The organism is Paraburkholderia sp. J63 (genome assembly GCF_905220245.1).
In the GTDB taxonomy this organism is placed as follows: domain Bacteria; phylum Pseudomonadota; class Gammaproteobacteria; order Burkholderiales; family Burkholderiaceae; genus Paraburkholderia.
In genome coordinates this window covers 1-6375 of the sequence record NZ_CAJMZF010000098.1, presented here as the reverse complement: position 1 = coordinate 6375, position 6375 = coordinate 1, and the positions used below count along the sequence as shown (strand labels likewise).

General features: G+C 59.8%; 5 protein-coding genes and 1 pseudogene. 5 read left to right on the top strand and 1 reads right to left on the bottom strand.

What is annotated here, in order from left to right; genetic code table 11:
- Window positions 1-879 precede the first annotated feature (879 nt).
- Complete coding sequence (locus tag U5775_RS38415) at window positions 880-1410, bottom strand: MarR family winged helix-turn-helix transcriptional regulator (RefSeq protein ID WP_322063354.1); 531 nt, start codon at window positions 1408-1410, stop codon at window positions 880-882.
- Between the two features lie 91 nt (window positions 1411-1501).
- Between U5775_RS38415 and U5775_RS38410 the strand changes: the two genes are divergently transcribed.
- The 5 genes and pseudogenes from U5775_RS38410 to U5775_RS38390 all read left to right on the top strand — a co-directional run.
- On the top strand, window positions 1502-2329 hold the full coding sequence (locus tag U5775_RS38410; RefSeq protein WP_322063353.1) for a p-hydroxycinnamoyl CoA hydratase/lyase: 828 nt from the start codon (window positions 1502-1504) through the stop codon (window positions 2327-2329).
- Between the two features lie 55 nt (window positions 2330-2384).
- Entirely contained in the window at window positions 2385-3836 is a 1452-nt protein-coding gene (locus U5775_RS38405; RefSeq protein ID WP_322063352.1) for an aldehyde dehydrogenase, read from the top strand.
- Between the two features lie 104 nt (window positions 3837-3940).
- A complete protein-coding gene (locus tag U5775_RS38400; RefSeq protein WP_415913762.1) occupies window positions 3941-4402 on the top strand; it encodes a hypothetical protein in 462 nt (153 codons plus the stop codon).
- 1 nt (window position 4403) lies between these two features.
- Window positions 4404-6191, top strand: a complete 1788-nt coding sequence (locus U5775_RS38395; protein ID WP_322063351.1) for an acyl-CoA dehydrogenase family protein — start codon at window positions 4404-4406, stop codon at window positions 6189-6191.
- A gap of 45 nt (window positions 6192-6236) precedes the next feature.
- Window positions 6237-6375: pseudogene (locus U5775_RS38390) on the top strand (electron transfer flavoprotein subunit beta/FixA family protein); the annotation flags it as partial.

Sequence of the window (6375 nt, the reverse complement as noted above, 5' to 3'; positions counted from 1 at the left end):
GATGTACTTTTTATGCACAAAATACTTGTAGGTATTTACCCTGAACATAGAAAAAGGGGCGCTACACTCTCGCCCAAAAAAACGGCAGCGCTGGGCGAGCACACGCACTTGATGACGCTGCAATGCGGGACACAATAACGAGTATCGCCAGACAGGAAGGAAATTTCTACCCGCTACGAAACACCCAACATGGAAAGTCACACGCCCGGCACCTTTAACTCAGGAATCCAAAATATTTAACAAGACCCGTGCGCGAGTCAGTATCCTGATATTAGGCGATGTGGATACGATGGATGCCAGAGGGCTTGCTGTTCAAATCGCGATGCGCTGCTCGGCGCGACTTATATGTAACTGCACAATCCATGGCCGGCATCGCATCGTCGAATCACCTCGCTACCGAGGCGAAGGGCGCTCGCGATCGAACACTGCTTTCATGAGGCTCTCATGCTCATTGGTCTTGTGCCGCCCGATGACGCGATGCGTCGCTGAGTAGCGGCGATAGCGCCTTTGCCCGGTCAAAGAGAGAAGCCACTATAGCTTTGAGCAGAGAGTTCGAAGACGCTCCGACCACTTATCATCTAGCCCCATCGATCTGCTACCCATCTTCTTCTCGACAAGGCTCAGTTGGCGGAACACAGTCAGGACATATCTCCAACTTCTCTCTTCACTCTGGATGATCGAATCACTCAGCGCCTCTGATGTCAGCGTGTGCCTTCTCCATGTTGCGGTGTCCTGGTGCGGAAGCCACGTTCCCCGCAAAGGCGAACAGAAGAAAAGGAGTCGATAGCGAGTTGCCAAATTGTGCGTCACCGGCAAGAAGATGCTCCCGGTTCCTTGCAATTCTCATCCCGATGCCTTCGCGGTGTGTGGCCGTCCCGCTCATAGTGCCCTTAAATTGCCGACGCAAGCCTGCAAGATGTCCCGCAGGCTCTCTTCCGGAATCTGATCCAGCCCGCGTAGCATCGCCGACTCGACCTCGTCGATCGCCACGTCGCACTCCCCGAGCCGGCTAAGTCCTTCGCTTGTAAGACTGAGATGGATCAGGCGACCGTGAGTTGGGTGCCCTTCACGGGCAACCCAGCCGTTTGCCTCCATGATCTTCACGACCTCGTTGGCTGACTGCGGCGTGATGAACGAGCGCTCTGCCAGTTGCGCGTTGGTCAGTTGTCCGCGCGCGTTGAGCACGGAAAGCGCCGTGTATTGCGGAAGCGTCAAACCGATCTGCGACAAAACCTCAGTCAATCGGCGCTTGACGAGCCGGTCGAGCTGACCGACCAAATAAGTCAAGCGGATCGGCCTGCCTCGCTGACGTGGATTGGCATCCATACCCTGCCTGCCGGTGCGAATGCCGGATTCAATTGACGTTTTCTCTTTTGCTCGTGACATATTCCAGACGCTAGGGGTTTTCACGGACTCCATCATATTCCAGTTTACTTATCAGGTGGCCTGATATTAAGCTGATATCAAGGTCGCACGTGCGATCCCTCACACGGAGAGTGAAATGAGCTACGAAGGTCGCTGGAATACGGTCAAGGTCACCGTCGAAGATGGTATCGCGTGGGTGGCATTCAACCGCCCCGAGAAGCGCAACGCAATGAGCCCCACCTTGAACGCGGAAATGATCGAGGTGCTGGAGACGCTGGAACTGGACGCACAAGCTCAGGTGCTCGTGCTCACCGGCGAGGGCGATGCATGGACCGCCGGCATGGACCTCAAGGAATACTTCCGGGAAACCGACGCAGGTCCGGAAATTCTGCAGGAAAAGATCCGGCGCGATGCGTGCCGGTGGCAATGGCAGTTGCTGCGCATGTACGCGAAGCCGACCATTGCGATGGTCAACGGATGGTGTTTCGGTGGCGGCTTGTCACCACTGGTCGCCTGCGATCTGGCAATTGCAGCGGACGAGGCCGTCTTCGGCCTTTCGGAAATCAACTGGGGCATCCCGCCGGGCAACCTCGTCAGCAAGGCCATGGCGGATACGGTAGGCCATCGCCAGGCCCTCTACTACATCATGACAGGCGAAACGTTCACGGGCGAGGAAGCAGCGCGCATGGGCCTGATCAACAAGAGCGTGCCGCTTGCCGACCTTCGCGAAGAAACACGCGCGCTCGCCACCAAGCTCCTGGCAAAAAACTCTGTGGTATTGCGTGCGGCCAAGCATGGCTTCAAGCGCTGCCGCGAGCTGACGTGGGACCAGAACGAAGACTATCTGTACGCCAAGCTCGATCAGGCCCTGCACCGGGACTCCGAAGGCGGTCGCGCCAAAGGCCTCGAGCAGTTCCTCGACGAGAAATCGATCAAGCCGGGTCTGCAGACCTATAAGCGCTAATCCAGGGTACCTCATACTCCGGGATCAAACTCATGACAGTGGCGGAGACAGCGTAATGCAAGACGTTCACCTGCTAATCAATGGCAAATCGCGCGGCGCCTCGGACAGTCGAACCTTCGAGCGAATCAACCCCGCAACCGGCGCTGTCGCATCGCGCGCAGCCGCGGCGACCGTCGAGGATGTCGACGCCGCCGTCGCGGCGGCTCAGGCCGCGTTTCCTGTCTGGGCGGCGCTTGCGCCTACCGAGCGGCGCAAGCGTCTGCTTGCGGCGGCCGACCTGATGGAGGCGCGTGTCGACCAGTTCATCGAGACCGGAGTCGCCGAAACCGGAGCGATGCCGAACTGGTATGGCTTCAACGTGACGCTGGCCGCGAACATGCTGCGTGAGGCCGCAGCCATGACCACGCAAATCGACGGCGACGTGATTCCGTCCGATTTGCCAGGCAGCCTCGCCATGGCCATCCGTCAGCCCTGCGGCGTGGTGCTGGGGATGGCGCCATGGAACGCTCCGGTGATTCTCGGCACGCGAGCCATCGCCATGCCGCTCGCGTGCGGCAACACCGTGGTACTGAAAGCCTCGGAGGCGTGTCCGGGTGTGCACAGCCTGATCGGAAGCGTTTTGCAGGACGCCGGTCTCGGCGATGGTGTGGCCAACGTCATTACCCATTCCGCACAGGACGCGCCAGCCGTCGTCGAGCGCCTGATTGCGCACCCGGCGGTACGTCGCGTGAACTTCACGGGCTCTACCCGGGTTGGCCGCATTGTGGCCCGACTAGCCGCACAGCACCTGAAACCCGCGTTACTGGAGCTTGGCGGGAAGGCCCCCGTGCTCGTGCTCGATGACGCCGACCTCGATGCGGCTGTCGAAGGCATTGCCTTCGGCGCATTCTTCAATCAAGGGCAGATCTGCATGTCGACCGAACGGGTCATCGTCGATGCCGCGGTGGCGGACGCGTTGGTTGAGAAGCTTGCCACCAAGGTGCGCACATTGAAAGCGGGCGACCCGATGTCAACGGATTCGGTACTCGGTGTGCTGGAAAGCGAGTCCGCGGCGAAGCGTGTTGCTGCGCTCGTCGAAGATGCGCGCCTGAAAGGTGCCGTGCTGCCGGTTGGCTGCGTATGCGAAGGCAGTGTGATGCAACCGGCAATCGTCGACGGCGTCACCCCGACGATGAAGCTTTACACAGAGGAATCGTTCGGTCCGGTTGTGACAGTAGAGCGCGTTCAGGGAGACGAGGAAGCGCTGCGCGTCGCGAACGACAGCGAGTATGGGCTGTCCGCGTCGGTCTTCAGCCGCGACATCGCCCGGGCATTGACGCTCGCGAAACGGATCGAGTCAGGTATCTGCCACATCAACGGGCCAACCGTTCATGACGAGGCGCAAATGCCGTTTGGCGGCGTCAAGAAAAGCGGCTATGGGCGATTCGGCAGCAAGGCATCGATTGCCGAGTTTACGGACCTGCGCTGGATCACGATTCAGTCCGGACCGCGACACTATCCGATCTGAACGCATCCCGGAGAGACATTTTAGCGACTCGATACTGCGGCCCGGCCGCAGTCCGCTCGTGCCGCCCGACACAACGGACGAGCCGCTCCATCAGGAGACCGGTTTTGAATCCCGAATCGAAACAGGCCGGCATGGGCGCCTCGGCACAACCCGCGCTTGACCGCCTCCGGCTCATCGCGATCGGCCACCCCGGCGTGCAGGGGGAGCAGCGGCGCTGCCTTGACGGCAAGTGGGTCGGTATCCGCTGCGCACCAATGCTCGTCTCCGCGCCACCGGTGCAAGCGTATTTCCGCAGTCTGCCCGACAGGCGGAAGCGCGAACCGACGGGCAGCGCTACCCTGATTGCCCGTCTGAGACTTCTGGATGTCATCTCTTCCCTCGATCCCGGCGACGTGACCGGCAAGGGTTCGATCAACCAGCGGGCCGTGCCCGGCCACCGCGCCGCGCTTGTCGACGTACTGCATGCACCGGATCCGCATGCCCCTTTTCGCATCGTGGCGGCGCCACACGACTCCCGGCGACGAAACAGGCAAGCGATGCGGAGAAATACCATAAGGAATCCTTGAAATGACTTTCTCCTATCATGCGCCATTGCGCGACATGCGTTTCGTGATCGAGGAATGGCTCGATGCAGAATCGTTCTGGCGCACCGTTCCCGCGTGGACTGACCTCGATACACAAACCGCGCAGCAGGTGCTCGAAGAGGCCGCGCGTTTCGTCACCGAACAGCTTGCTCCCCTGAATTCGACCGGCGATTTGCAAGGCTGCCGTTTCGAGCAAGGCGCAGTCACGACACCCGACGGGTTTCAAGAGGCATATCGCGCTTATGTGGAGGGCGGCTGGCCCGCGCTCGCCGCGAGCAGCACCTACGGCGGACAGGATCTACCGCAATTGCTCGAAGTGGCGTTGCACGAGATGCTTGCCGCCGCCAATCATGCCTGGCTAATGTCGCCCGGGCTTACCCACGGCGCAAGCGCCTGCCTGCAAGCTCACGGCTCTGCCGCACTCAAGCACGACTTTCTCGAGAAAATCGTCACCGGCGAATGGTTGACGACCATGTGTCTGACCGAACCCCAGGCGGGCACGGACCTTGGTCTGCTGCGCACGAAGGCGGTTCCAGCCGTTGAAGGAGCTTATCGGATCACGGGTTCCAAGATATTCATCACAGGGGGCGAACACGATCTCACCGAAAACATCGTGCATATGGTGCTCGCACGCCTGCCCGACGCACCTTCCGGCACCCGCGGACTATCACTGTTCCTCGTGCCCAAATGGCTTCCGGGGGCACCCGAGCCAAAACGAAATAGCGTTCATTGCGACGGGATCGAGAAAAAGATGGGACTCAAGGCGAGTCCTACCTGCACCATGCAGTTCGATGAGGCGCACGGCTGGCTGATTGGCGAACCGAATCGAGGACTGGCTGCCATGTTCGTGATGATGAATGCCGCGCGTCTGCAGGTAGCGATGCAAGGCGTCGGCCATGCCGAATGCGCGTGGCAGCGGGCGATCGAATATGCGTCTGAGCGGGTGCAAATGCGCGCGGTGGTCCCTCCGCCTGTCAGGCAATACGACCCGCGGCAACCCGTCCCGATTGCGCTGCATCCCGCGATGCGGCGTTTGCTGATGGATGTGCGGTGCGTCGTCGAAGGGGAACGCGCAATCGGCTATTGGATCGGGCAATGGATCGATATCGCGGCACGCCACCCTGAATCGAACGCACGCCAGCAAGCGGAGCGTTTTGCTTCGCTCCTGACACCGGTGGCCAAGGCATTTTTCACGGCGAATGGCTTTGATAGTGCATCGAGCGCTCTGCAGGTCTTCGGGGGGTATGGCTACATCCATGAGTACGGCATTGAACAGACCGTACGCGACAGCCGCGTTTCGATGCTTTATGAAGGAACCAACGAGATTCAGGCGATCGATCTGCTTACGCGCAAGGTGATCGATGACAACGGCAAGACACTGGATGCCCTGTTCGCCCTGTTTCGTACGGAGGCGGCCTCGGTAAAAGATCAGGTGCCGGAGCTACGACACGTTGCTGAGGCACTCGAACGACTTTGTGGAGAAGTCTCGGCCGTCACAGGAACGATTGTGGAGAAAGTCAACGAGGACCCCGAACTGCCCTATCGGGTTGCCGGTGATTACCTCGCCATGTTCGGATGGCTACTGCTGGCCTTTGCATGGGCGAGATCGCTGCGCCTCGCAACGCGCGCCGTATCCAGGGACGCCTTCCATGAAAGCAAGTGTGTCACGGGCCGCTATTTCTTCGACTACAAACTTGTTGAATTCGAGCATCGCAAACGCCTCGCGGAAATTGGCATTCAGCGCACGCTTCCGTATCTGAACCAAGGTTGATTGCATTTTTCTGAGCTTCGCTCGCCCCGGGAAAGGAGAACATGGATGAAGGTTTTGGTGGCAGTCAAACGCGTCGTTGACTACAACGTGAAGGTTCGTGTGAAGTCGGATGGCACGGGCGTCGACGTCGCCAACGTGAAGATGTCGATGAATCCGTTCGATGAAATCGCCGTGGAAGAGGCGG

Excerpts from the sequence above, each read along its gene's own strand:
- U5775_RS38405 (WP_322063352.1), top strand. The coding sequence starts at position 2,385 with ATGCAAGACGTTCACCTGCTAATCAATGGCAAATCGCGCGGCGCCTCG.
- U5775_RS38410 (WP_322063353.1), top strand. The coding sequence starts at position 1,502 with ATGAGCTACGAAGGTCGCTGGAATACGGTCAAGGTCACCGTCGAAGAT.
- U5775_RS38395 (WP_322063351.1), top strand. The coding sequence starts at position 4,404 with ATGACTTTCTCCTATCATGCGCCATTGCGCGACATGCGTTTCGTGATC.